A 24,685-nucleotide genomic window follows, 5' to 3' on the forward strand; every position below is an offset into this window, starting at 1 on the left:
TAAGCTTGCCAGTTTTCGGCTGCAAAACTCCAAACAAGCTGCCAGCACAGTACAGCTGACAATGATTAAGATGAATAAAATGGCTTAATGCTTTTCGCTTCTGAGCTGCTTCAACTCATCTAAAGCCATATAAATAGATTGCTGAATATTGCTTCTAAAGTTGATGAGCTGCTCTAGATTTTCAATCTGCATAATGCTTTGCCGCGGCATGAACTGAAAATAAAAGGGAATCCGTTTGGGGATAAAGTGACTGGGTAAAGATGGAATGACTTCGCCATTGCGCAGCAGTTTTCCCAGCTTTGGAATTTTTAATAATTTCTGAAAATACTTGTTTTGAATAATATGGTTGGCGTCAAAACCTAAATCAAAAACTTCGTCGCCGCCTAAAGCCGCAAAAGGAACAATCTCGTAATCGAATTCCTGCGCCAATTTCAAAAAGCCGTAACGCTCTTTCCAAATGAGCTGATAAGCCTCACCTTTACGCTTTAATACTTCACGGCCTCCGCCTGGAAAGACCAGAATCGAATAACCCTGCTGCATCAATACGCGCGCATACTCACGCACGCCATCTACAGCGCCAAATTTTTTTACAATATTGCGCCAAATAGGCAAATAAAAATGTCTGTGGTCAGCCAAGCTCACCACAGCCACTTTATGTTCATTGAACAGATAATCGATAATCATGGGTGCATCAAGCACACCGTAAATTGTATGATTACCGACATACATTGCAGGTTTTGAGACATCAATATGCTCCGCGCCTAAAAAAGTCGGCGTGAAATACAGCTTGGACAAAGCGCTAACGCGCTTGATCCATTTTGCATCATGCTCAACCTGCAATGCCGTGTTCCTTATGCAGCTACGTGCTTTTGCACAAGAATTGAACCGACAGAATAGCCTGCGCCAAATGAACACAGTACGCCAAATTCGCCGTCGTTCACTTCATTTGCAGTACGGTGCAGCGCAATGATGACACCTGCAGAAGACGTATTGGCAAATTCATCTAGAATGATAGGCACTAAATCATGCTGCGCATGCTCTTTACCTACCACCAATTTAAGAATCAATTCATTCATGCTGGCATTGGCTTGATGCAGCCAAAAACGCTTGATGTTTTGCGGCGCAATTTCATTCTTTTCCAGCTGCTTCGTGATCATCTTCGCAACGAGTGGACAAACTTCTTTGAACACTTTACGGCCGTCTTGGCGGAAACGGTTGTTATCGATGTCTGCATCCACTTCGCTCATGTTCAAATAACCGAAGTTGTTACGGATATTGTTCGAAAACTGAGTAAACAAGTTGATGTCCAGCACTTCAAAGCCAGTTTTGGTTTCTGTATCTTCAATGATTGATGCTGTCGCAACATCACCAAAAATAAAGTGGCAGTCACGTGAACGAAAATCGGTGTGGCCAGAGGTAATCTCTACGTTTACCAGCAGCACACGGCGCGCGCCCGCTTTGATCGCATCATAAGCTTGCTTAATGCCGAAAGTTGCTGCCGAACACGCAACGTTCATATCGTAAGCATAGCCTTCAATACCAAGCGCGGTTTGAATTTCAATCGCCACTGCAGGATAAGCGCGCTGAATATTTGAGCACGACAAAATCACCACATCGATGTCTGCCGCTGTTACGCCTGCATTTTCCATCGCTTGCTTCGCCGCTGCCACACCCCATTCTGCCTGAATAGACAATTCATCATTTGAACGCTCATGCAGCACTGGACGCAAACGTTTCGGGTCTAAGATCCCAGATTTTTCGGCAACATAGCGCGCCTTCACACCAGATGCCTTTTCAATAAACTCAGCACTTGAACCCCGGCGCGCTTCTAATTCGCCAGCAGCAATTTTTTCAGCATTGTCTAAATTGTACTGTTCCACATAGGCATTTAAACCTTCAACTAACTCTTCGTTGGTAATAACGTCTTCCGGATGGAATAAGCCCGTACCCGTAATGCGGATGCCCATGTAAAACTCCTGTTTCAAATTACCTATATCTTAATTGATTCCAAGTTTTTCCCAAACTTTTTGCAGGCGGGAAGGAGAAATCGGCATCTTGGTTTTCATCGGCTGAGAGAACAATGAGATACGCAACTCCTCAACCATGAAATACAATTCTTTCAGGCGAGTGTCATTTTTAAACTTAAATAATTTTTCCATCCATTGATCAATTTGATCAATGGCAGAATTGTCCCTTTGCAGGTTATTTGGTAAGCGCTCCAAACGCAAGACTAAGGCTTTTAAATAACGCGGAAATTCCTGCCAAACATCGGATGATTTGATGTAAACAAAGTCTGAAAGGCTCATCAAATCAAGCTGATCTTCAACATCATCTATATTTTTTCCAAACACAGAATCGTCTAAAACCAGCAGTTTGCGGCGTATATCCTGCCATTGAATGAAGATTTCACTCAGCATTGACAGTGCATTTTGCCCATGCGTTAAGAAAGATTTTTTTACATTTAAGACTAAGTTTTGGTATTCATCAGCATTGACAGGAAGATCATTTATTGCCATCTGCAGTGTGGCATAAACTAACATTTGCTCCAGTTTTGCTTTGTCACCCAGCGGGGAATATGCCAAAGCCAAGGGTTTTGAAATCTGTTTTTTCAGCTGACGCACTAAATCGCCCAGCTGCATATGCACCAAACGGATGATGCCTTCACGGTGCTGTTTAACAGCTTCAGCCTGATCATTAAAGGTTTGAATCACCACGCCAGATTCATCTTTTTGCTCAAGCGCTGCAAAGTTTTTTACCGGCACCAGCGCCTGATATTGCTTCACAAGCACACCTGTGACTTTGTGTGAAGCTTCAAAAACAAATTGCTCAGGGAAGGTCTGAAATTCACCCTTCAACTGTTTTACTGGACTGTGCGTTTCGGTGCGGCAGCGCGCTTTCAGTTCAGATAAGTCTCGGCCTTGCTCAATCACACGGCCTTTATCGTCAAGCACTTTAATCAGCGGCAACAGGTACTGCTCTATCCGCTCAAATGAAAAATCTTTTTCTGAAACCTGATCACCGCGCAGCTGAAACGCCAAGAAACTGAAAATATGCTGCTGCAAATGCATCGCATCTATTCGTGCAGACAATTTTCGTGCAGTGTCTGGAATAGGCACTAAATTGCGGCGCTTGTCTTTCGGCAAGGCTTTGAGCAAGGCTTCAATCAGATCTTCACGCCAGCCCGGTATCCCCCATGACCAAATATTTTCATCCACTTGCGGTAATGCCTGCACTGGAATTTTTACCGTCGCGCCATCTTCATCATGGCTTGGGTCAAAACGGTAGCTGGCGGCAAGACGCAATTCGCCATTACGTAAATAGTCTGGGAAAAGCTGCGTGGTTGGACGGTCATTCAGCCACAGCGCATCATCTTCCACAAATAAATAACGCGGATTTTTAGGCTCTACGGTTGCACGCCAGTCTTCAAAAGAACGGCGGCTGGCCACATCTTCCGGTACTTTAGATGCATAGAACTGGTAAATAGTTTCTTCATCCACCACTAAATCGCGGCGGCGCAGTTTATCCTCTACCCGCTCCACTTCTTCCAGCTTTAACAGATTGTGCTGTAAAAATGGCGGATTCGTGCCTAAGTTGCCCGTAGTCAACGCATCCCGCAGGAAGATCTCATGCGCCGCTGGCTGATCGACTTTTTCATAATTAATTTGACGTCTCGGCTCAACAATTAAGCCAAACAACGAGATTTGATCATAGGCATTGACCACGCCAGCTTTTTTAGACCAATGCGGCTCAAAATAATGATGCTTGAGCAAATCACCCGCAGCCAATAAAATCCATTCAGGCTCAATTTTTGCCAGTGTGCGAATATAGACCTGAGAGGTTTCCACCATTTCAAAAGCCATCACCCACGGCGTATTAGTCTTATGCAAAGTCGATGCTGGGAAAATACGCGCTTTTTGCTGACGCACCGCCATGAATACATTACGTTCATCAGTTTTATTGGCAATAAAAGACAGCAGCCCCGTTAATAATGCGCGGTGCAGATTTTCATAACTGGCTTTCTTTTCATTGAACGACAGTTTTAAACCTTTGGCCAGATCTACCAATTGCTCATGGGTCTTTTTCCATTCACGCAAGCGCAGCCAGCTGAGAAAATGATTGCGCGCAAAGGTGCGGCGCTTATTTTCACTCATACTTTCGCGGTTATCATGCAATGTATCCCAGAGCTTGATATAAAACAGGAAATCTGAATCCGCCTCACGGAACAGCGCATGCTTCTGATCGGCCTGCATTTGTTTATCTGCAGGGCGTTCACGCGGATCTTGCACCGCGAGCGCAGCCACAATGACCAAGACTTCATTCAGCACACCAAAGTGCGCGCCGCCCAAAATCATTCGAGCAAGACGCGGATCAATCGGCATTTTTGCCATTTGCTGACCGATTTTGGTTAAGGAATCTCCCCCAACCCCTCTTTTAGAAAGAGGGGCTTTACTCTTCTCCACCATCGCCCCAAGCTCAATTAAAAGCTTACGGCCATCATTCACTAAACGATGATCCGGCGGTTCGATAAAATCAAAATCTTCTAATTCGCCAAAGCCCAAACTTTGCATCTGCAAAATAACCGATGCCAAGTTGGTCCGCTTAATTTCAGGCTCGGTAAATTCAGGACGGCTTTTAAAGTCATCTTCACTATACAGGCGGATACACACGCCTGGCGCAATACGGCCACAACGACCTTTACGCTGATTCGCTGCCGCTTGAGACACGGCTTCAATCGGCAGGCGCTGCACACGTGAACGATAGTTATAACGTGAAATACGCGCAAAGCCGCTGTCAATCACATAACGGATATTCGGCACGGTCAATGCGGTTTCTGCAACGTTAGTCGCAATAATAATGCGCCGCCCGCCGCCCGCTGGGTTAAAAATCTTTTGCTGTTCACCCAAAGCCAAACGCGCAAATAGGGGCAACACTTCCGTATGGCGCGGACCATGTTTAATTAACGTTTCCTGCAGCTCACGGATTTCCTGCTCTGTACTGGCAAAAATCAAAATATCCGCATGTTCCGGATGGCCTTTTTGCTGCGCATCCTGCAAACACTCTTCTACAGCAGAAACAACCGCGCGCGGTAAATTTTCCTCAAAATCATCAAACTCATCATCATCGCTGCCGCCAATATTCATTTCAGAAATCGGACGGTAACGCGTCTCTACAGGAAAGCTTCGCCCTTCAACTTCAAAAATGGGCGCACCATTGAAGTAATTACTGAAACGGTTCACGTCTAGCGTTGCAGAGGTAATGATGACTTTTAGATCTTTGCGGCGCGGCAAAAGCTGCTTCAGATAACCCATGATAAAGTCAATATTCAGTGACCGCTCATGTGCTTCATCAATAATAATGGTGTCGTATTTTGTTAAGAATCTGTCGTTAACCAGCTCTGCCAGTAAAATACCGTCCGTCATTAAACGGACTAAAGAGTCTTGAGAGCCTTGTTCATTAAAACGGACTTTAAAAGAAATGGACTCGCCAAGCTTTTCACCCACTTCTTCAGCAATACGCTGCGAGACGCTGCGCGCAGCCAAACGGCGCGGCTGAGTATGGCCAATTAAACCCGTCAAGCCCCGCCCTGCAAGCATGGCGATTTGCGGCAGCTGTGTGGTTTTACCTGAACCTGTTTCACCCGCTACAATAATCACTTGATGCTTCTGGATTGCATCAATCAGCTTATCGGCATACTGTGTAACAGGCAGTTCTTGGTTGAGCTTAATGTTCGGAATACGCTCAAAACGTTCGCGAACTTTTATATTCGACTTTTCAAATAATTCCTGATGCTGTTTTTGATCCGCATCTTTGCCCTTTTTCAGTCGGTTTAAACGGTGAAGGTCACGCGCCATCACAAGCTGATCAACATTTAAACGACTCTGCACAGAACAAGATTCCTAGTAAAAGCAACAAAGGGCTATTTTACGCTGTAATGACATGAAGCGGAAGAACATCTAAAGAGCAATAAAGTACTTAAATTTAGTTTATTTTTAACTTTTTTTAAATTTAGCCTTGAATTTTAACAGCATTGGCATCATGTTCTAAGCCAAGTTGAGGAACAGATGGTTTTTTGCTGATTTTGTCATTTTAGTATCATTTGACTATGTGAATACTGTGTCATGCGCTTTATTGAAATGTTTAAAATCATATGTTTGATGAGATGGTAGTTGGGGCTAATTCGGTTTTTCCGATATCTTTAATGTAAAAATACCATTTCAGCAATAACAAGAAGTTCTATACTCTATTCGAAATCAAATACAAACCTCAATCATGGAGACAATGATGAGCTTAATTAATACTGAAGTTAAACCATTTAAAACAACTGCATTCCAAAACGGTAAATTCATCGAAGTTACCGAAGCTGATCTTAAAGGCAAATGGTCTGTTGTTTTCTTCTATCCAGCTGACTTCACTTTCGTTTGCCCAACTGAGCTTGGTGACCTTGCAGACAACTACGCTGAATTCCAAAAATTAGGCGTTGAAATCTACTCAGTTTCTACTGACACTCACTTCACTCACAAAGCTTGGCACGATTCTTCTGAAGAAATCAAAAAAATCCAATACGTAATGGTTGGTGATGCGAACTGGACTCTTGCTAAAAACTTCGACGTATTAATTGAAGCTGACGGCCTTGCTGACCGCGGTACTTTCGTTATCGATCCAGAAGGTAAAATCCAAATCGTTGAAATCAATGCTGGCGGTATCGGCCGTGACGCTTCTGAACTTCTTCGCAAAGTTAAAGCAGCTCAATATGTACACGCTCACCCAGGCGAAGTTTGCCCAGCTAAATGGAAAGAAGGCGACGCAACTCTTGCTCCTTCAATCGACCTAGTTGGTAAAATCTAATCTGTATTAGATTGAACTGATAAAAAACCGCGCCATTTGCGCGGTTTTTTTTGTTAAAGATGAAAGACGAGCAAACATCCTTAGCCCTATTGAAAAATTTAACTCTGCATTTTTACATCAGCTAATGCCAAGAAATGCAAATGGCTTGGTTTCTGTAAAAGAAGCCGTTGCATCTCCTGCGTAAGTATTGCTTTGGTCTTTACCTAAATTCAGTTTTTTAGTTTTGCCATCTTTAAAGTTAATCTTATTTAAATCGACCCAAAACACATTGGGCGAAACAGCAGATTCAAAGAAATACAGATTACGCTTATGATCCACCACCGTACGCCACCGTGTCGATGAAATATTCGGCTCTTCTTCTGTATTCAGGCCGAATGGTACAGAAACATTACGAATGACACTAAATACACTGGCCAGACTGCTATTAGAATCTGCCTTCTGTGGTATGGCATGAATATAAAACGAAGCGCGTGCAAACCGGTCAGCTGCACGATTTGTACCCGGCAGAAAAGTTGTACCGCCAATTTGTTTCCAATACTGATTTAATGCCAGCTGCTGATCAAAGATCGGAGAATTGGTCATTACCTGATAGGCTTTGCTGTGATGAATCACCTGTTTGCCGCCAATATATTCAACAATTGCGCTATCGCCGCTTTTATCCGAAATAGATAAATGCAATGTAGCCAACCGATTTTCACCCGGAACTTGATCGGTAATGACATCAAAGGGTTCTTTTTGCAAGAATTTTACAGCGTCATCTACTGTAGAAAAATTATCTAAAACATATTGAGCCCATAACGAAATGCTCAATTTCGGTTTTTTTGATTTTTCAGCTTGCGGATATTCAGATTCTACCAGCCACAGCAGATTCGCATTTAGCCCCGCTTCATTCACCCCATCTGTGGTAGAAATATCATAACCCGTTGCAACAACACTACCGTATTTTGCAGTCCAATGTGCAGATTGCGGACCTGCCTGTCCAGCACGTTTTACACCGCTGGGCAAAATCCAAAGATTGGTGCCCACATCAGATTTCCAGTCCATAGAGCGGGCTGTCATGACATTACCGTTTTCTCCCTGAAAAACCAAGCGTGTACATGCTTCAGCCAATGAGGACAGCATAATTCCAGAAGCGGCCAATACACAGCAAATCGTCTTTTTCATACCTGCAACCTCTCTAAAAATTAATAATTTGTTATAAAGTCTATTGATGTAAAACAAATAAAACTGCACAGCTGTCTTATTAGATAAAGGCCTGAACAATCAGCCTATCTCTCTCCAGCTGCAGCCTGAAGATTCCTAAAAAATTACTGCTCGATTAATGCCGTAATCCAAAGCATAACATGACTAAATTTCACGCAAATATGCTTTATTTTTTATAGCATGCGCGCTGCAGAATTAATATTTTAAATTTTGAGATTTAATGGAAATATACTTCTGTTGCACGACCTCATCTGACGGCGCTTTATGCTTACTTTATGGACTTCGGCGCCTAATCATAAAAAGTGATTTTAACTGCTGAATAATATTTAAATATTCGATTTATTTTTACAATTCTGCTACACCGCTGAATGTTTATTTATTTTAATTTCAAATGAAGCCTGAAACATTTTTAAGGCCTGATCATAATAAATAAGGGGGTTGCTTATGGGAACACCGCTTGCTGTAAAATCTTGGAAATACAGCGCTTCTTCACGCTATCTAAAAATTTTTTACACCAATGGAACAGGTGATTTATTCCACCCTGTGCCTGAATTTATCTATAACAACATGATGCGGTGTACAGATAAAACAGCATTTGTGCATAAATATTTAGAATATGATCTGCATTTTACCCGCATCAGCATTCAATAATTAAAGCATATTGCTATATTGATTTTACTGCTCAAGGATCTGTCCTAAGCTCAGCAGCCATCAACATACAAATTGATGGCTTTTCATGTGTAAGATAAAAGCTTAATTTGCCGTGATCAGCAACAAACCCGCACCGATTGGCAAAGTCACGCTACTATATTTTGGATTGGCTTGCACTAAGGAAATAAACTGTTCCACGTCAGATGCATGTGACAGTACATTGTCCACCACCAGCATACCGCCTTTCTGAGTTAATATTTTCTGCAAATACGGCCAATATTCCACATATGCATCGCGCTCTGAATCCAGCAAAATAAAATCATAACTGTGTGCAGCTTGCTGTAAAAAATCCAAAGCATCCACCGTTCTAAAATCTACAAGATGCTGCAGCTGCAGCTGATGTGCATAAGACTGCGCCTGTGCAGTCCGTTCAGCATCAATCTCAAGGGTCGTCACCTGCCCCAAAGTGCTTTGCGCTGCATTTGCCAGCCACAATGTAGAATAACCCGTTGATGTGCCTATCTCTAATATTCGCTTGGCCTGTTGGGCTCGAATTAAAAGCGCTAAACACTGAGCAGACTCAGGTTCTATATTGCGATAGCGCTGCAACCGGTCAGACTGTTGAGCATCGTGTGCCTGAAATTGCTGATACAGCCTATCAACTTGCGTTAAAAACTCTTCCCTAATGCTCATGATCCCTCCCAACTAAGTCAATACTTTTATCATATTAGAATAGCAATCACTACTCCACTTCCTGAATCAGCTTAAAACGTTCGACCGTTTTACCTTCATGCTCGACAGTTTCGCTAAACATCGTTAAAGGGCGCACCCACAATGAGTAATCACCGTATAAACATTGATATACCACGAGTTTTTCTTCTGTTTCGCTATGTGTTGCCACACTAAACACTTGATATAGCTGACCTTTATAATGCTGATAAATGCCTTTTTTCATACCTTGGCTCGATTTAACTGAAGAGGATAATATTTTAGAGCTGAAATAATATCATCAATCCATAAAAAAACCGCCCAAAGGCGGCTTTCTAATCATGCAGCTTATGAAAAATCTAATTCTTTTTCATAGGCTTTTAATTCATAACGTGACATTGCCAAGTTTGCTTTAGTGCGATCCAGCACTAAATACAAAAATAATGATTCATTAGAATCTAAAGGACGGATAATGTGATATTGCTTACCTAAAGTAATTAAAATATCCTCAATGCTGTCATTCAAATTCAGCGCTTTCGCAACTTTGCGTTTTGCGCGGATCACTTCCGTGTTGCCTGCTGCTGCAAGCTCTAAATCAATGCCTGATCCTTGCGTAGCCAGCGCCAAACCGCTTTCTGAATCAACCAGTGCTACTGCAATAAATCCATCTATTCCAGTGAGTGAGTCTAAACTGATACGTGCCATTTCCTTTTCCTTGCTCTTTTAAAGTCGGGACGATTCCCTTTTTGAAAAATGCAGACTATTTATAGTCCTAATTTTTTTCGCAGCTTTCCGAAAAAACCCTTAATACTGAGCTGCTGGCCAGTTTCGCTTTCCGAAGTAATGAGCCGGAATTTAACAGTATCTGCATCAATTTTTTGTCCCAGACGTATAAGCAGCGCCGCTGATACAAATCGTTCAACCAAATCATTTGTCAGATTTAAGTAGCGCTTGACGTCTGATATTTTTGCGCCCTGCGCAAAACATGCTGCCATTTTCAATAAATTTTTACGCTCAACGCTTGAAGAAAACTGCGGCCAAATGTTCAGCATAAAACAATCTTGCTCTGATACTTCCAGATTAAATCCAGCATTAAGCAATATCGGCCAGAGCTGAGTCCGTAAATCATGTGCATGGCGATTTTGTGTAAATTCATTTACAAATTGGCCAGTCGCATACATTTGGCTCATATCAGCAGTAAATTGAATTAGCTTATTATCTTCATTCATCCAAATACGTTCTGTTCTCGTATCAACTAATGCAAAACAGCCCCGTGTATCCATTAATTGAATAAAACCATTGCGTGCAATAAATACTTCATCTAAAACCTTAGACACTGTTTTTAATTCATTGCCATCATCATTTTTTTTAAACTCTGGAGTGTATTCTTTAGTTTTATTTAAATATCCATAATCAAAAAATCTATTTTTTATCCAATCTGAAAGTACTGCAGATTGAGTAAATGGGTAATATAAAAAGTCTCCAGTAATTTGCCCTGCATAAATTTCATGCTTTTCTAATCTTAAATAAGCTTGAACATCTTGAAGAATAATTTTTTGAATATTGCTTGAAGTAAAAAAAACATCATTAACCAACAGCAGATCAATATTTTTTTCTGCAATATTGCACCATTTAATGGACACCTGCTGCGGCATAGCTAAAATCACCATTTGCTTGATTTGATCCATCACCTTTAAGCTCAAACCAAATATTGCAACATTCAAAAATTGTTTCATAAAAGATTCACTTCATGTTTATTGCTGCGAATGGAATATTCAAGCTATATGATTTAAATAAGCTGTGCATTGAATGATGCCAATAATTTAGCTGCATTTTTTACGCTGTACAGTAAATTCCCAATCAAAACATCTGATTCTGCCAATACCACTATCAGCATGGGATATTCAGTATGATTAATTTTGCTTAAAATAACTTTTCCATTATCTGCATCCAATGTTAATGTCTGGCATCCTGTTAATTGCATCTCAGAAACAAACGCAGAAACCATCGCAAGAATTGAACTCCCAACTGCCGCAATCTTCCCTGTATTGTCTATATTTTTCTTTGCTGCCGATGCCAATTCAAAGCCATCAGATGAACAAAGCATAACAAAATGCATACCATTCACAGCATGCAACAGATCCTGAATCTGATGTTTTCCTTCATCAATCAAGTATTTCGGAGTTTCTCGACAAAGGTCAGGCTCAAACATAGATCACCTATTTAAACTGTTAAGTTAGATTGAACTTCTAATGAGGCAATTAGAGTTTCAATCATCAGCAGCACATCATCTTTCTTACGCGCATCAATACCAAATAATGGACACTGACAGTTATATAAAGCCATCCAATCTCTATATATTTTTAAAACCTGATCGTCTTGTTTATCTAAATGGGTTATGCCTATAACAATATTATTGCCATACTCTTTAAATGCATTTAAATAAAACTCCAGATTTTGTAATCTGTCATTGCTTGAATGGTCAATAAGCACAACAATACCTAGTGCACCCCTGCAAACAATTGGCCACATAAAATCAAAACGGTCTTGTCCCGGCGTACCATATAAACCAATTTTTGTTCCATCCTCTAAATTGATTTCACCGTAATCAATACCAATCGTTGTCAACTGCTTATTATGTGATTTAACATCAGTATTTCTAGCTTCCGTAGAAACTACAGATATATCTGAAAGCGCCTTAATTGCTGCAGTTTTACCTGCCCCCATTGTTCCGCCAAATACAATTTTGTACTGCTGTAAAAGCATTAAAATCACCGATTGTTAACTTTGATTCATTCAGGTCAAAATTTTCAAATGGAATTTAACACATTAATTAATCATATTTATAATATTTTTTAAGTATCACATCGCCTTGAAATTCATCATAAAACATAAAATTCAGCTCATAATATACCCACTATAGCCTGAGCGCACAATTAATACCTTTCAAGTCTCAATTAAATTTAATTAATATTTTTTAATCATATATTTCATAAAGTTATAGAGCTTATAATGATATTTTGTGTATAAATAGAGGTGATTGTATAAAAATAACATCCTTTTTCATTCTTTATTTATTACAAATTCATGCCGCTTATTCTTTAAACTATACTATTTGCCATAGACAAAATAACAATCACTCATAAATTAAACTGCTGAATATCTTCAACTTAAATGCTAAAACCACAGAACATAATTGAGTAATTATTTGAATTTTCATTATTTTTTGAGACTCAATTTACATTTCAACCAAAAGAATCAAAGCAATCCATATTCACTGCATTACGCCAAAATAATGCATCTCGATCAGTTAGAAATGCCGCACACATATAGTTGCCTTGACACGAAAGGAAAAAGCGATTATAAAAATAAAAACTAACTGTTTTACCTATATAATTGAATCCCCTATGATTCACTCATCAAATAAATATTTACTCCTTTGGAGGCGTTAGCAATGTTGGATCAAAATACTTCTGCTCAATTAAAAACACTTTTAGAACGTTTAGAGGGCCCGATTGAAATCGTCGCGACTTTAAATGCTTCTGACAAATCAGACAAAATCAAAGAATTGGTGACTGAAATTGCCGCTCTGTCTGAGTTGGTGACTGCACGTTTTGATGGTACAAACAGCCGTGCGCCAAGTTTTGGCATTGCAAAAACCGGTGAGCAGCCGCGTGTTAACTTCGCTGGCCTGCCTATGGGCCACGAGTTCACTTCTTTGATTCTAGCGTTGCTTCAAGTGTCTGGTTATGCGCCTAAAGTGTCTGATGATGTTTTGGCTCAAATCAAAGGCCTAAACTTAACTGCAGACTTCGATGTGTTTGTATCTTTAAGCTGCCATAACTGCCCAGACGTGGTTCAAGCGCTGAACTTGATTGCAATCTACAACCCAGGTGCAACTGCAACCATGATTGACGGCGCATTCTTCCAAGAAGAAGTGGAAGAACGCAAAATCATGGCTGTGCCGATGGTGTTCCAAGACGGCAATCACATCGGTCAAGGCCGCATGACTTTGGAAGAAATCATTGCTCAGCTGGATACAGGTGCAGCAGCCAAAGATGCTGAACGATTAAATGCCAAAGACGCATTTGATGTATTGGTCATTGGCGGCGGCCCTGCAGGCAACACGTCTGCGATCTATGCAGCGCGTAAAGGCATTCGTACAGGTATTGTGGCTGAACGCATGGGCGGTCAGGTGATGGATACCATGGATATTGAAAACTATACCTCTATTCAAAAAACCCAAGGCCCTAAATTTGCTGCGGCAATGGAAGAGCATGTGCGTGAATATGGTGTAGATATCATGAACCTGCAGCGTGTATCTAACATTAAAGGCGCAGATCAAACAGCAAACGGCTTGGTGGAAGTGACTTTAGAGAATGGTGCGAAACTTGAATCTAAAACTGTGATTCTTTCAACTGGCGCACGCTGGAGAGAGATGAATGTTCCTGGCGAGAAAGAGTACAAAACACGCGGTGTTGCATACTGCCCGCACTGTGACGGTCCATTGTTCAAAGGCAAGCGTGTTGCAGTGATTGGCGGCGGCAACTCTGGCGTAGAAGCAGCCATTGACCTTGCCGGTATTGTTGAGCATGTCACATTGGTTGAGTTTGATACTAAACTTCGCGCTGACCAAGTATTGCAGGACAAACTGAACAGCTTGCCAAACACCACTGTGATTATGAATGCATTGTCTACAGAAGTGGTGGGTGACGGTTCACAAGTGACTGCCTTGAACTACAAAGACCGCGCAACAGATGAGATCAAAACCATTGAGCTTGCGGGCATCTTCGTGCAAATCGGTTTACTGCCAAACACAGATTTCTTAAAAGAAACTGCTGTAGACCTTTCAAACCGCGGCGAGATTGTGATTAACGACCGCAATGAAACCAATGTTAAGGGTGTATTTGCAGCAGGTGACTGTACAACAGTACCGTACAAGCAAATCATCATTGCCACAGGTGAAGGCGCGAAAGCATCACTCTCTGCATTTGATTACATCATCCGTTCAGGTCAGTAATCTCTTTTAAATTAAAAATTCCAGTCCTTGTGACTGGCTTTTTTACGCGCCTTTTTATAACTAACTTTATAAGCGATCACACTTTTATTGCTTTAATCTATTCATTTTTATTTGTTAGATGACACTATTTTAAAGGTCACATTGACAGTAATCACATGCCTAGAGCTGCAAAATATCAATCAACACAGAAGCGTCATCATCCAGTCATCTCGTGCGTGTTTAATGACTCCCAAATCAATTTTACAAATACGCTCAAGCCAGATATTTGTAAATAACCATTGAATTGTAAAAACTGTTAATTATTTTAAATCATTGCCTTAAGCTGAAGAATGATCTTTTATTCGAAATGTGACTATACAAGGCAAATGACTGCGCTTGTCTATCTACATTTCATCACATAAGATAAACATTCAGTCATGAATATGTGATTGAAAATAAAAACAACAAACGATGTCAGAAAAAACAAGGAGAAGAATATGCACTATCAGTATCACTGTGCCTGCTGCAACAAAGTTGTTGCTTCTACTGACAAAGAATGTACCAATTGCGGATCACATAATATTAAAAGCCCATACGGATTTTGGATTTTTTGTATTATGACCTGCCTCGTTGCTGCGGTCGTGTTTAAAACCGTGCATGTCTATCTGCAAGATCATCAAGAGGTTCCTGTTCAGCAATCTTTATTTGATGTCTTACAGCAAGATGAAAAAACACCCGGCAAGTAGATGCATATCTAACTGGGGTAAAAAAGCCTGAAGTTATTTCAGGCTTTTTTACATCCCAAAATCATATCTAATACTTTGATCTCAGCTATCTGACTGCAATTCTCTTTAAACTGGCCAAGTTTTACATCATCACTGCTTTGAACTTTAAATTGAATGAAGCACTAAATGAAAATTCGTTTAAAATACTCAATGTCAAAAGAGGTTTTATTATGGTTCAACTCATTAAAAAAGGCGGATTGCGTGAACGCGCTAACCGCAGCCGCAGCTATAAAGGTTCAGAAAATACTGAAGCCACCTTAAAACCGAATACTTACCGTACAGATGAAAAAAAAGAGGAAAACAGTGTTCCCTCTTCTAATCCAGATCAGTCAAAAACGGAAACTTCCAGCACTGATCAGACATAAAACATTTTTATAGCATCGTACCAAAGCCAGACCGCAAAGACTAAAAACAGTACGCCTGAGATAATATCGATATAACTGCCTGCGCGCTGATACAGCACTTTAATTTTTGGCATCGATACAATCATCATAAGTAAACTGAACACTAAAAAAGTCTGAATTGGAATGATAACCGCCAATTGCGTTTTTAAATCAGAACCCGCTGATGCACTCAAAGCCAAAGAAAACACACTGCTAAAATAGATCAATGTTTTAGGATTGGATAAATTAGTGAATAGACCTTGCAAGAAATAATTCTGCGGCTTTTCCAATACGTCTGAACTGTCTAATGCAACGTCCTGCTTGAGCGTCTTTAGGCCGCCATTCAGCATGCCCCAGCCCATCTTTGCTAAAAACAAGCCGCCGACCAGCATGAGTACTTGCTGAATCCATGGGAACTGCTGTACCAATACGGTAAAGCCCATGAGTGTAAGCACCACCCAAACGACAATTCCTGCAGAAATACCGGCAATAATTTTTAATGTATTGATACGTGTATTTGATGCTGCGCTTTTTGCGATCAGCAATACATCTGGCCCAGGACTGAGCTGTGCTGCAAAATGCAGCAGGCAAATGGTCAAAAGAAGTGACATAAAAGCAGAAAATAAACGATAAAAATCTCATTATATCGTTTGTTCAAAACAAATGTGCAGGCAGATAAAATTTAGGCATTAAAAAAGCCGGATCATGTGATCCGGCTTAAAACAGCTTCAAAACGATTATTTCGGATTGATGTCTTTCATTTCAATTTGCTTTGCTTCTGGCGTGACTTCACGCGCTTCGCCGTCAATTACGCTTGAATCGCGGCTTCCACCCTGCTGTTTTTGCATTTCTTGCATTTGACGCATCATATCTGCAAATGGATTTTGGCCTTGAGCGCCGCCCATGCCTCCCATATCACCCATCATTTTTTCCATCATGGCTTGCTGACGTTTTGCCATCACATTCATCATGGTCGCTTTAAGCGCATTTTGTACAGGAGGAAGTAAAATCAACACCGCCAAAACATCTGTGACCAGACCGGGAAGCATTAATAGAAAACCTGCAATAATTTTTGGCAAGTTGCCTGAAAGCGCTGGGTCCGCACTCATCTGACCCGCTTGCATTTGCTGCATTTGAGGCATTAAGCCTGCTGCATGCTTACGCACAATATTCATCCCAATGAAGAACGCAGCAATGAACCAGAAGAATACATACCACATGCTGCCGACGAGGTCTCCCACGCCAATCCACACAAAGACTTCAAGAATTAAGCCCGCAAGGACAATTAGAAATAATTTCATGAAAATTAATTAAATCTCTATTAAATAAATAAGGTGCATCAATCAAGCGGTCAAACCGTATCAAGCTTTTTTGATCTGCTTATGTAACAATATGGGCGTTATTTTATTTTTAAAGGGCCATCATGTCATTAATTATCGGTATCGATCCCGGTTCGCGTCTAACCGGTTACGGCATTATTGAACATGAAGGCTCTAAACTGCGTTTTGTGGACGCTGGAACCATCCGCACAGAAACTGCTGAAATGCCTGAACGGCTAAAACGCATCTTTGCCGGGGTCGACCGTATTGTTAAATTTCATGGTCCGACTGAAGCTGCAGTAGAACAAGTTTTTATGGCGCAAAATCCAGATTCTGCATTAAAACTCGGGCAAGCGCGCGGCGCTGCTATTGCGGCCTTAACCAATTTAGATTTAAAAGTTGCCGAATATACGGCGCGGCAGATTAAGCAGTCTGTAGTGGGTTATGGCGCTGCCGACAAGGAGCAAGTTCAAATGATGGTGATGAAACTGCTCAACTTAGATATTAAGCCGCAGCAAGATGCCGCCGATGCCCTCGCAGCTGCCATTTGCCATGCACATGCTTCTGGCAGTATGAGCAAATTAGCGGTACTGAATGCTTTAGGCGGTATGGCGCGCGGACGCAGCCGCAATAGCAGCAGACGGCGTTAGATTTAATGCAGCTGAAACCGCCTTTATATTTTTTAAGCTTCTGATCGAAGCGCGCCTACCTAATCGCAAAGACGGCCTTATTGAAGATACAAAGAAAAGTCAGCATGCATTTATTTTATGGAAGGCTCATAATGATAGCCGGCGATCAGCATCTTTCCCAAAGGATTTAAAATTTTCCTTAAGTACTTTTGGTCTTTTAGATGGCTCCCCCTATTTGATTTTTTCTGCCCCACGAAGAAACAAAAATAAATACGATAAGTAAACCGATCAGGCTTGGACAAAGCATCTTGCTAAAATCCCAGTAAATCAACCCAAATACTGTATTTAAATACAGGTGTTCCTAATTTCTCAGTATTTTAAACCTTACATAATTGCACTCATCCAGCATTAACTCTTTTTTCCGAGTTTCCAAAACTTGCGCATTAAAAGGCCCAACCAAACTTCTTTTCAGCATCTCATGCACAGCTTCTTCATTACCGCAAATTACAGCTTCAACATCACCATTTTTCAAATTTTTTACATAGCCTTTTAAATCCAAAGCAATCGCCTGCTGTTCAAACCAGCGGCGATACCCAACACCTTGCACTTTGCCATGAATCTGCAATTTCAACGCTTTCATATGAGAGCCAATTTTCTATTCATAATTTTTATAAATTAACGGCTTGATAGACCGCTTGCGCCATATCTTGCGCCTGCAGGCCGCGTGTACCTTGCTGTGCCAAATAATCTCCCGCCAGCGCATGCAAAGTCACAATTTCATGCAAATGCACTTCACTATGAAATTGGGCTTTTAAACTTGCGGTCATTCCTGCCAGCACATCCCCCATACCGCCCGTTCCCATGCCTGCATTGCCAGCAATGCAAATCCAAAGCTTGTCTTCCAAAATCAAACTGCCTGCACCTTTTAACACCCATTGACCTGCATATTTTTCCTGCAGCAAATGAATTGCCTTGAGGCGGTCAGCTTCGACATCTTGCACCGTCATTCCCAATAATTTTGCAGCCTCTCCAGAATGAGGTGTGGCATAACTTTTCACTTTTAATCGTTCTGGGGACTCTGCCAAGAACCATAAGGCATCTGCATCTAAAACAGTTTCCAGCTGAGATTGCTGTATGAGTGGGAACCATTGTTTATATTGCTTTTCAGCCCAATCATCACGCCCTAAGCCCATACCAAAGCTAATGGCATCGACATGCTGTATTAAACTTTGAATATCTTCGGCAGATAAAGCATTAATGTCGCGCAGCATCATATTTGGTGCACGCGATAAAATTGCCGTATGATGCCGCGCATCACACACCACGGTAACTTTACCCGCGCCAGCATGAAAAGCGGCTTCCGCCGCCATAATGACAGCACCGCCCATAGTGGCATGTCCGCCTACAATCAACACATGTCCATAACTGCCCTTGTGCCCAAAAGCCTGACGCTCGGGCAAATGAATATCTGTAGATGAAAGATGAGCTATGGGCTGCAGTTCTGCATCCGTGGGCATAACATCAATGACGTCAATCTGACCGCAGTATTCCTTGCCCTGACCTGTAAATAACCCCGCTTTCAAGCCTAAAGCGGTAAAGGTATAGTCTGCCTTTATTGCGCAGGGTAACGGCTGGCCACTATTGGCATTCAAGCCGCTCGGTATATCAACCGCAATTTTTAAACCTGTTTGCGCATCAATACGCCGAATAATACCTTGCCATTCAGCATTTAAGACACGGTTCAGCCCAATGCCAAACAGCGCATCTATATAGGCATCATAAGTCTGCTGAAAATGAAAGCCTGAAATGATGCGTACACCCGCTTCTCGGACTTCCTGCTCTGCAGCATGCAAATCCTTAGACATTCCTAAGGGCGCGGCATACACATCTACATTCAAACCCGCTTGGAACAGATACTTTGCAATTAAATAGCCATCACCAGCATTATTGCCCTGACCGCAGCAAATGGCCGTTTTTTTAATGCCCTGTTCATGAAAAATAATGATTAAACGCTTCGCAATGGCCCATGCAACCTGCTTCATTAAACCATAAGAACTATTGTGCTGAGCAAACCAGCGCTGCTCCCACGCTTGAATACTTTGGCTATGATAAACAGGGCTATGGTAAACTTGCTGCTGCATTCTTCTTCCTTCCAAACGGTTTATGGCAACTTCTGCTCAATCAAAAATTCAGCTCAATCAAGATGATCCTGAAACACTGAAGACATGGATTAAAAATCAAGCGCTGGCTTTAGGTTTTTCTGATTGTGTCATTGCCAAACCGGATGCTCAAGCGGAATTACCGCGTTTTAAAGAATATTTAAAGCGCGGCTATCATGGCGACATGAAGTTTTTAGAAGAAAATTTAGACAAGCGCGCCGACCCAACATTGCTCATTCCCGGCACAAAAAGCATCATTTGTGTGCGCATGGATTATCTAGTCGAAACACCTAAGCCCCGTTATGTGCCATTTGAACCCAATGCAGCCATTATTGCCCGCTATGCGCGCGGACGCGATTATCACAAAACCATGCGCGGACGTCTAAAAACCTTATCTCAACAGATTAAAGAAAAAGTAGGCGAATTTGAATCACGCCCCTTTGCAGACTCGGCCCCTGTTTTTGAAAAATCACTGGCAGAAAATGCAGGCATGGGCTGGACTGGCAAACACACATTATTGATTCACAAGAAATCAGGCTCTTTCTTTGTCCTTGGCGAATTATTTACGTCTTTAGACTTGCCTTTTGACAGCCCTACAGAAAAACACTGCGGTTCTTGCACGGCATGCATTGATATCTGTCCAACAAAGGCTATTGTTGAACCTTATATGCTGGATGCGCGTAAATGCATTGCCTACCTGACCATTGAATACAAAGGCATCATTCCAGAAGAATTACGCAGAGGCATAGGCAACCGAGTATTCGGCTGTGATGACTGCCAGCTCATTTGCCCGTGGAACAGTTTTGCCAAGAAAACTTCCATCGAAGACTTTCACCCGCGCCACGGTTTAGATCAGGTATCTTTATTGGATCTTTGGCAGTGGGATGAAGCAACATTCTTAACATGTACTGAAGGCAGTCCAATCCGCCGAACAGGTTATCAAAGCTTTATGCGCAATATTGCAATTGGGCTGGGCAATGCAGAATATTCAGCAGAAATTATTGCTGCATTAAGCCAAAACCGAGCAATGCATGATGAGATTGTGCAAGTCCACATTGATTGGGCGATTGCAGAACAGCAAGCAAAAGCTTAATATTTTTCAAGCAAGTTACTGCAAACTCGCAAAGACCTGTTTGCAGTCAAGTTTGCAATATTTTAAAATTGAACTTACCCATTCCTTGCAAAGTCAAAAATTACAAAAAAAACTTTGCAACGATATTTAGCTAAATATGTAAACTTTGCAGCCAAATATACAATCTTATATTTCCATATATTTACAAATTTAATCGATAGATACTATCAAAGTTGACGTTTATTGCCTTTGGAACTGGCATGCTTTCTGTATGATAAACAGCACAACATAACAATGATGATGGACAGCGATCATGAACTTACGTAATGACTGGGCTCGCGATGAGATTCAGGCTTTATATGAGCAGCCTTTTTTAGATTTGGTTTTTGAAGCACAGCGCATACACCGCGAAAACTTTAACGCCAATACCATTCAGGTCAGTACTTTGCTGTCTATTAAAACAGGTAAATGCCCAGAAGACTGCAAGTATTGCTCACAGTCTGCGCATTACGACTCAAATTTAGAAGCTGAAAAACGTATTGCGGTTGATAAAGTCATTTCCGAGGCAAAAGAAGCCTTAGAATCAGGTTCTTCACGCTTCTGCATGGGGGCTGCATGGCGCAACCCGCATGAGCGCGATATGCCTTATGTGCTGGAAATGGTCCGTGAAGTGAAAGCTTTAGGCTTAGAAACCTGCATGACACTTGGCATGCTGAACGAATCTCAAGCTGTCCGTTTAAAAGACGCTGGTTTAGACTACTACAATCACAACCTTGATACATCACGCGAGTATTACTCTCACATTATCAGTACACGTACTTTTGATGACCGCCTAGATACCTTGGAATACGTACGCGGCGCTGGCATGAAAGTCTGCAGCGGCGGTATTGTCGGGCTAGGCGAAAACCGCAATGACCGTATTGGCTTATTGCAGGAATTAGCGACTTTGCCAATTCATCCAGAATCTGTGCCCATTAACATGCTGGTCCCTATTGATGGTACTCCACTGGCAAATGTAGAAAAGCTAGATGTTACAGAATGGATCCGTACTATTGCTGTTGCACGTATCATTATGCCGAAAAGCTATATCCGTTTATCTGCAGGCCGTGAATCACTTTCCGATTCTGATCAGGCTTTAGCTTTTATGGCTGGCGCTAACTCTTTATTTTCAGGTGAAAAATTACTCACCACACCTAATGCTGGTGAAGGCAAAGATAGACAGCTGTTTGATAAGCTTGGATTGGTTGCAGAAAAAGCAAAACTGAATGTTGCTCAACTTTCTGTAGATGCTATGGCAAGCTAATTAGATCTTAACGCCAGAATAGAATGATGCGCTATTCTGGCTAAATGCTGCATTTGCTCAATATGGTTTCATGTCGTATATCATCAAGACATCATTTTATTCAGCGTGCACAGTTTAAATCACTTATTTGGGTGTTTAAGACTGTGCAAAGTTATGCGCAGTAATCAAAATTCCATATTTTGCATTTAAATAATCACCTTTCCTAATGACATCCTGTCCATTGGCATGCACAACTGTCAATTCTTGGGTAATTGCATCATAGCTGAATGATTCGAAACACTCTTGATGATGACACAGCCACCCTAGCGTATCTTGCAGCTGATCATCAACAATATAAGTGTCTGCCTTAAAATCTTTAGTCATGTGCATACGATAAAATAATTGAATAGAAGTTCAGTTTAATCACTTTATGTATAATCTGAAAGTTCCATTAAAAAAGTGAGCTTTCGCTCACTTTTTATTCTTTCGTCACACCGCACTTCCGGCATTCCTTGTGAGCACCAATTTCTTCCATTTGTTCATACTCATAAATATGCATGCAGAAAATTTTTCTAAATAATTGAAGCATGTTGTTAAAACTCCCGTTTAATTTTTTGAATTACTTCTTAAATATTTCTTCCTAAAATATTTAGACTGCAACCACACAGCCTTAATTAATTTATTAACATATTTTTCCTTTTAGTCAAATATCATTCATCTGAATTTACAGTCTATATAATGCAATTCAATCTACACTTATTGACCGATAACGATATTTATTTAACAAATTTGTTGCGAAATTTCGTTGCAAAAACTATGATAAGACTGTGGTGCTTTACTTAAAATATTAAAAACTTCATCTTAAAAACAATTGTTTAAAGCATGGCCAATAACTACAGATTCATCATAAAACCAATTACAGATATTGAGTAAGACATGGCAACCTATTTAATTAGCCTAGAACAGCGTACTAAACGTGAGCTTTCAAGCCTTGAAAAAAAGATCATTCAACTCAGCACTCATACGCCATTAATTCCACTCAAAGGCACGTGGCTGATGCAAACTGATTTAACAGCAGAACAAGTTCGCGACAATCTGTTAATACATGTGCATGCCAAAGATGCCTTGCTTGTTATCCGTGTAGATGTTGATAACTGGGCATCTTGGAATGTACATAAAAATACCGAAGTGTGGCTGAATCAAGAAGCGGTTTAAAGATAGTACAGAAAACCTGAGTCTTCATACACCGCCGATCTAGAGTCAACAGCAAACCACTATGCGATAAACTTTGTAAGTATTAATGGATTGGACTTTTATCTTAATTTTTTTATCTTTAATTTTACCTCATGCATATGCTTTGCCTAATTTTCCGCTAAAATAATTAACATATTAATCAAATGAAAAAAGCTTGTGAATTTCAACTCTATGTTCCTGTCACTTCGCTATCATAATTTCCGAAATTATTTTATCGGCCACGCGCTTTCCACTTTGGGAACATGGATTCAGCAAGTCAGTCTGGCGTGGATTATTTATGAATTAACAAACTCCACTGCCCTGCTGGGCATTATTGGCTTTTGCGCTTTAATTCCTCAGCTGTTTGTCAGCCCTTTTGCCGGCGCATGGATTGATAAAATCGACAAACGCAAAACACTGATCTTCATTCAAATTTTGCTGTTCTCCCAAGCCATTTTATTGGGTGTTGCCTATCATTTTCAGTGGCTCACCCCTGCAACACTCATTGGACTTTCACTGCTGCTGGGTATCTTGACCGCAATTGATACGCCGCTACGTCAATCTTTATTGAGTCTGATCATTGAAGATAAAACTGCACTGCCCAATGCACTGGCCTTAAATGCCATGGTTTTCAATGCATCACGATTTGTGGGGCCGCCTATAGCTGGGCTGTTGCTGGCATCGATTGGTGCAGAACTGTGCTTCTATTTAAATGGCCTGTCCTATTTGGTGTTGGCGCTGGCTGTTTTGTGTATGAAACAGGTTAAATCCTCCATTGCCCAAGGTAATATGAAAAATGTGCTGAAAGAAGGCTTTGAATATGTTTATCAGCACGATGTTTTTAAATATTTAATGCTGACCGTGTTCGTTCTAAATATGACAGCTTCCAGCTATGTGGCGCTGCTCCCTGTCTATGCAAAAGATATTTTGCAAGGCGATGAAAAAACGCTGGGAATACTCTGGGGCGCTGCAGGCATTGGTTCACTACTTTCTTCCATGCTGTTGGCTGGCCAAAAAAACTTTAATCGAGTGCATGCGCAAATTTTACTGAATATTTTATTTTGCGGCGCAGGCCTGCTGCTATTGGCGCTGTCATCTAATTATATGCTGCTGATGCTCGCCATGTTTTTATTGGGCTTTGGTATTTCTACATCCAATATTTCGACCAATATTATTTTACAGCAAGATGCGCCAGAGTCTTTACGCGGACGCGTGGTGTCCATTTACACCTCTACACGTTTTGGTTTTGATGCACTGGGCGGACTTTGCGCCGGACTGTTAGCCAGCTTGATAGCACCGCAGAATGTCATGCTGATCTTTGCGTCAATTTTACTGAGCTATGCGCTGTTCAATTGGCTGCAGATTTATCCGCGTATAAAAAAAGCGCCCAACATTTAATTCGGCGCTTTTTTTATA

Annotated in this window: 25 protein-coding genes; 10 read left to right on the forward strand and 15 right to left on the reverse strand. The window is 41.2% G+C overall.

All coding sequences use genetic code 11. The features are described 5' to 3' along the window. Positions 1-84: 84 nt before the first annotated feature. The 3 genes from B9T34_RS05350 to hrpA are packed head-to-tail and all read right to left on the reverse strand — an operon-like array spanning position 85 to position 5,885. Positions 85-840 carry a lysophospholipid acyltransferase family protein gene (locus B9T34_RS05350; protein WP_086212138.1) on the reverse strand — a complete coding sequence of 252 codons (756 nt, stop codon included), beginning with the start codon at positions 838-840 and terminating at the stop codon, positions 85-87. 11 nt (positions 841-851) lie between these two features. Beyond that, positions 852-1,967 (reverse strand): beta-ketoacyl-ACP synthase III, encoded by a 1,116-nt coding sequence (locus tag B9T34_RS05355; RefSeq protein ID WP_086212139.1) that lies wholly within the window; start codon positions 1,965-1,967, stop codon positions 852-854. A gap of 30 nt (positions 1,968-1,997) precedes the next feature. After that, entirely contained in the window at positions 1,998-5,885 is a 3,888-nt protein-coding gene (gene hrpA / locus B9T34_RS05360; protein WP_086212140.1) for an ATP-dependent RNA helicase HrpA, read from the reverse strand. Between the two features lie 397 nt (positions 5,886-6,282). On the opposite strand from hrpA, the gene ahpC reads away from it, so the two are divergent. Then, entirely contained in the window at positions 6,283-6,846 is a 564-nt protein-coding gene (gene ahpC / locus B9T34_RS05365) for an alkyl hydroperoxide reductase subunit C (RefSeq protein WP_086212141.1), read from the forward strand. A gap of 117 nt (positions 6,847-6,963) precedes the next feature. Here ahpC and B9T34_RS05370 read toward each other — a convergent pair whose 3' ends face one another. Further along, complete coding sequence (locus B9T34_RS05370; protein ID WP_086212142.1) at positions 6,964-8,010, reverse strand: linear amide C-N hydrolase; 1,047 nt, start codon at positions 8,008-8,010, stop codon at positions 6,964-6,966. Between the two features lie 483 nt (positions 8,011-8,493). Between B9T34_RS05370 and B9T34_RS05375 the strand changes: the two genes are divergently transcribed. Beyond that, on the forward strand, positions 8,494-8,700 hold the full coding sequence (locus B9T34_RS05375) for a KTSC domain-containing protein (protein ID WP_086212143.1): 207 nt from the start codon (positions 8,494-8,496) through the stop codon (positions 8,698-8,700). A gap of 102 nt (positions 8,701-8,802) precedes the next feature. Here B9T34_RS05375 and B9T34_RS05380 read toward each other — a convergent pair whose 3' ends face one another. The 6 genes from B9T34_RS05380 to B9T34_RS05405 form a co-directional block, all read right to left on the reverse strand. Further along, positions 8,803-9,393 (reverse strand): O-methyltransferase, encoded by a 591-nt coding sequence (locus B9T34_RS05380; RefSeq protein ID WP_086212144.1) that lies wholly within the window; start codon positions 9,391-9,393, stop codon positions 8,803-8,805. 49 nt (positions 9,394-9,442) lie between these two features. Further along, positions 9,443-9,655, reverse strand: a complete 213-nt coding sequence (locus B9T34_RS05385) for a DUF1653 domain-containing protein (RefSeq protein WP_086212145.1) — start codon at positions 9,653-9,655, stop codon at positions 9,443-9,445. Between the two features lie 101 nt (positions 9,656-9,756). Beyond that, positions 9,757-10,113: a hypothetical protein gene (locus tag B9T34_RS05390; protein WP_086212146.1), complete on the reverse strand. Its 357-nt coding sequence runs from the start codon at positions 10,111-10,113 to the stop codon at positions 9,757-9,759. A 59-nt stretch (positions 10,114-10,172) separates the two neighbouring features. After that, positions 10,173-11,099 (reverse strand): hypothetical protein, encoded by a 927-nt coding sequence (locus tag B9T34_RS05395; protein ID WP_139841250.1) that lies wholly within the window; start codon positions 11,097-11,099, stop codon positions 10,173-10,175. A gap of 98 nt (positions 11,100-11,197) precedes the next feature. Next, positions 11,198-11,620 (reverse strand): roadblock/LC7 domain-containing protein, encoded by a 423-nt coding sequence (locus B9T34_RS05400; protein ID WP_086212148.1) that lies wholly within the window; start codon positions 11,618-11,620, stop codon positions 11,198-11,200. 11 nt (positions 11,621-11,631) lie between these two features. Further along, entirely contained in the window at positions 11,632-12,174 is a 543-nt protein-coding gene (locus B9T34_RS05405; protein WP_086212149.1) for a GTP-binding protein, read from the reverse strand. Positions 12,175-12,862: 688 nt separating this feature from the next. Between B9T34_RS05405 and ahpF the strand changes: the two genes are divergently transcribed. The 3 genes from ahpF (at position 12,863) to B9T34_RS05420 (ending at position 15,557) form a co-directional block, all read left to right on the forward strand. Then, the gene (ahpF, locus tag B9T34_RS05410; protein WP_086212150.1) at positions 12,863-14,428 is read left to right on the forward strand and encodes an alkyl hydroperoxide reductase subunit F; all 1,566 of its coding nucleotides are present in this window, start codon (positions 12,863-12,865) and stop codon (positions 14,426-14,428) included. Positions 14,429-14,904: 476 nt separating this feature from the next. Then, positions 14,905-15,153 (forward strand): hypothetical protein, encoded by a 249-nt coding sequence (locus B9T34_RS05415; RefSeq protein ID WP_086212151.1) that lies wholly within the window; start codon positions 14,905-14,907, stop codon positions 15,151-15,153. Between the two features lie 209 nt (positions 15,154-15,362). Next, positions 15,363-15,557 (forward strand): hypothetical protein, encoded by a 195-nt coding sequence (locus B9T34_RS05420; RefSeq protein ID WP_086212152.1) that lies wholly within the window; start codon positions 15,363-15,365, stop codon positions 15,555-15,557. Here the strand turns inward: B9T34_RS05420 and B9T34_RS05425 are convergent. Next, positions 15,548-16,186, reverse strand: coding sequence for a LysE family transporter (locus tag B9T34_RS05425; RefSeq protein ID WP_086212153.1), 639 nt, complete (start codon positions 16,184-16,186; stop codon positions 15,548-15,550). The genes B9T34_RS05420 and B9T34_RS05425 overlap by 10 nt on opposite strands. A gap of 126 nt (positions 16,187-16,312) precedes the next feature. Then, positions 16,313-16,876: an FxsA family protein gene (locus B9T34_RS05430; protein WP_086212154.1), complete on the reverse strand. Its 564-nt coding sequence runs from the start codon at positions 16,874-16,876 to the stop codon at positions 16,313-16,315. A gap of 122 nt (positions 16,877-16,998) precedes the next feature. Between B9T34_RS05430 and ruvC the strand changes: the two genes are divergently transcribed. Beyond that, positions 16,999-17,544 carry a crossover junction endodeoxyribonuclease RuvC gene (gene ruvC / locus B9T34_RS05435; RefSeq protein ID WP_086212155.1) on the forward strand — a complete coding sequence of 182 codons (546 nt, stop codon included), beginning with the start codon at positions 16,999-17,001 and terminating at the stop codon, positions 17,542-17,544. A 340-nt stretch (positions 17,545-17,884) separates the two neighbouring features. On the opposite strand, the gene B9T34_RS05440 is transcribed toward ruvC, so the two are convergent. After that, positions 17,885-18,163 carry an acylphosphatase gene (locus B9T34_RS05440; RefSeq protein ID WP_086212156.1) on the reverse strand — a complete coding sequence of 93 codons (279 nt, stop codon included), beginning with the start codon at positions 18,161-18,163 and terminating at the stop codon, positions 17,885-17,887. A gap of 28 nt (positions 18,164-18,191) precedes the next feature. Next, a complete protein-coding gene (locus B9T34_RS05445; RefSeq protein ID WP_086212157.1) occupies positions 18,192-19,664 on the reverse strand; it encodes an NAD(P)H-hydrate dehydratase in 1,473 nt (490 codons plus the stop codon). A gap of 22 nt (positions 19,665-19,686) precedes the next feature. On the opposite strand from B9T34_RS05445, the gene queG reads away from it, so the two are divergent. Then, on the forward strand, positions 19,687-20,775 hold the full coding sequence (queG, locus tag B9T34_RS05450; RefSeq protein ID WP_086212158.1) for a tRNA epoxyqueuosine(34) reductase QueG: 1,089 nt from the start codon (positions 19,687-19,689) through the stop codon (positions 20,773-20,775). 292 nt (positions 20,776-21,067) lie between these two features. Beyond that, positions 21,068-22,057 (forward strand): biotin synthase BioB, encoded by a 990-nt coding sequence (gene bioB / locus B9T34_RS05455; protein WP_086212159.1) that lies wholly within the window; start codon positions 21,068-21,070, stop codon positions 22,055-22,057. Positions 22,058-22,192: 135 nt separating this feature from the next. Here bioB and B9T34_RS05460 read toward each other — a convergent pair whose 3' ends face one another. Continuing rightward, positions 22,193-22,420 carry a hypothetical protein gene (locus B9T34_RS05460; RefSeq protein ID WP_086212160.1) on the reverse strand — a complete coding sequence of 76 codons (228 nt, stop codon included), beginning with the start codon at positions 22,418-22,420 and terminating at the stop codon, positions 22,193-22,195. A 552-nt stretch (positions 22,421-22,972) separates the two neighbouring features. Between B9T34_RS05460 and B9T34_RS05465 the strand changes: the two genes are divergently transcribed. Then, complete coding sequence (locus B9T34_RS05465) at positions 22,973-23,251, forward strand: hypothetical protein (protein ID WP_086212161.1); 279 nt, start codon at positions 22,973-22,975, stop codon at positions 23,249-23,251. Between the two features lie 195 nt (positions 23,252-23,446). Further along, positions 23,447-24,667, forward strand: coding sequence for an MFS transporter (locus tag B9T34_RS05470; RefSeq protein ID WP_228147407.1), 1,221 nt, complete (start codon positions 23,447-23,449; stop codon positions 24,665-24,667). The last annotated feature ends 18 nt before the right edge of the window (positions 24,668-24,685 follow it).

It is taken from the genome of Acinetobacter sp. ANC 3813, assembly GCF_002135435.1.
In the GTDB taxonomy this organism is placed as follows: Bacteria; Pseudomonadota; Gammaproteobacteria; order Pseudomonadales; family Moraxellaceae; genus Acinetobacter.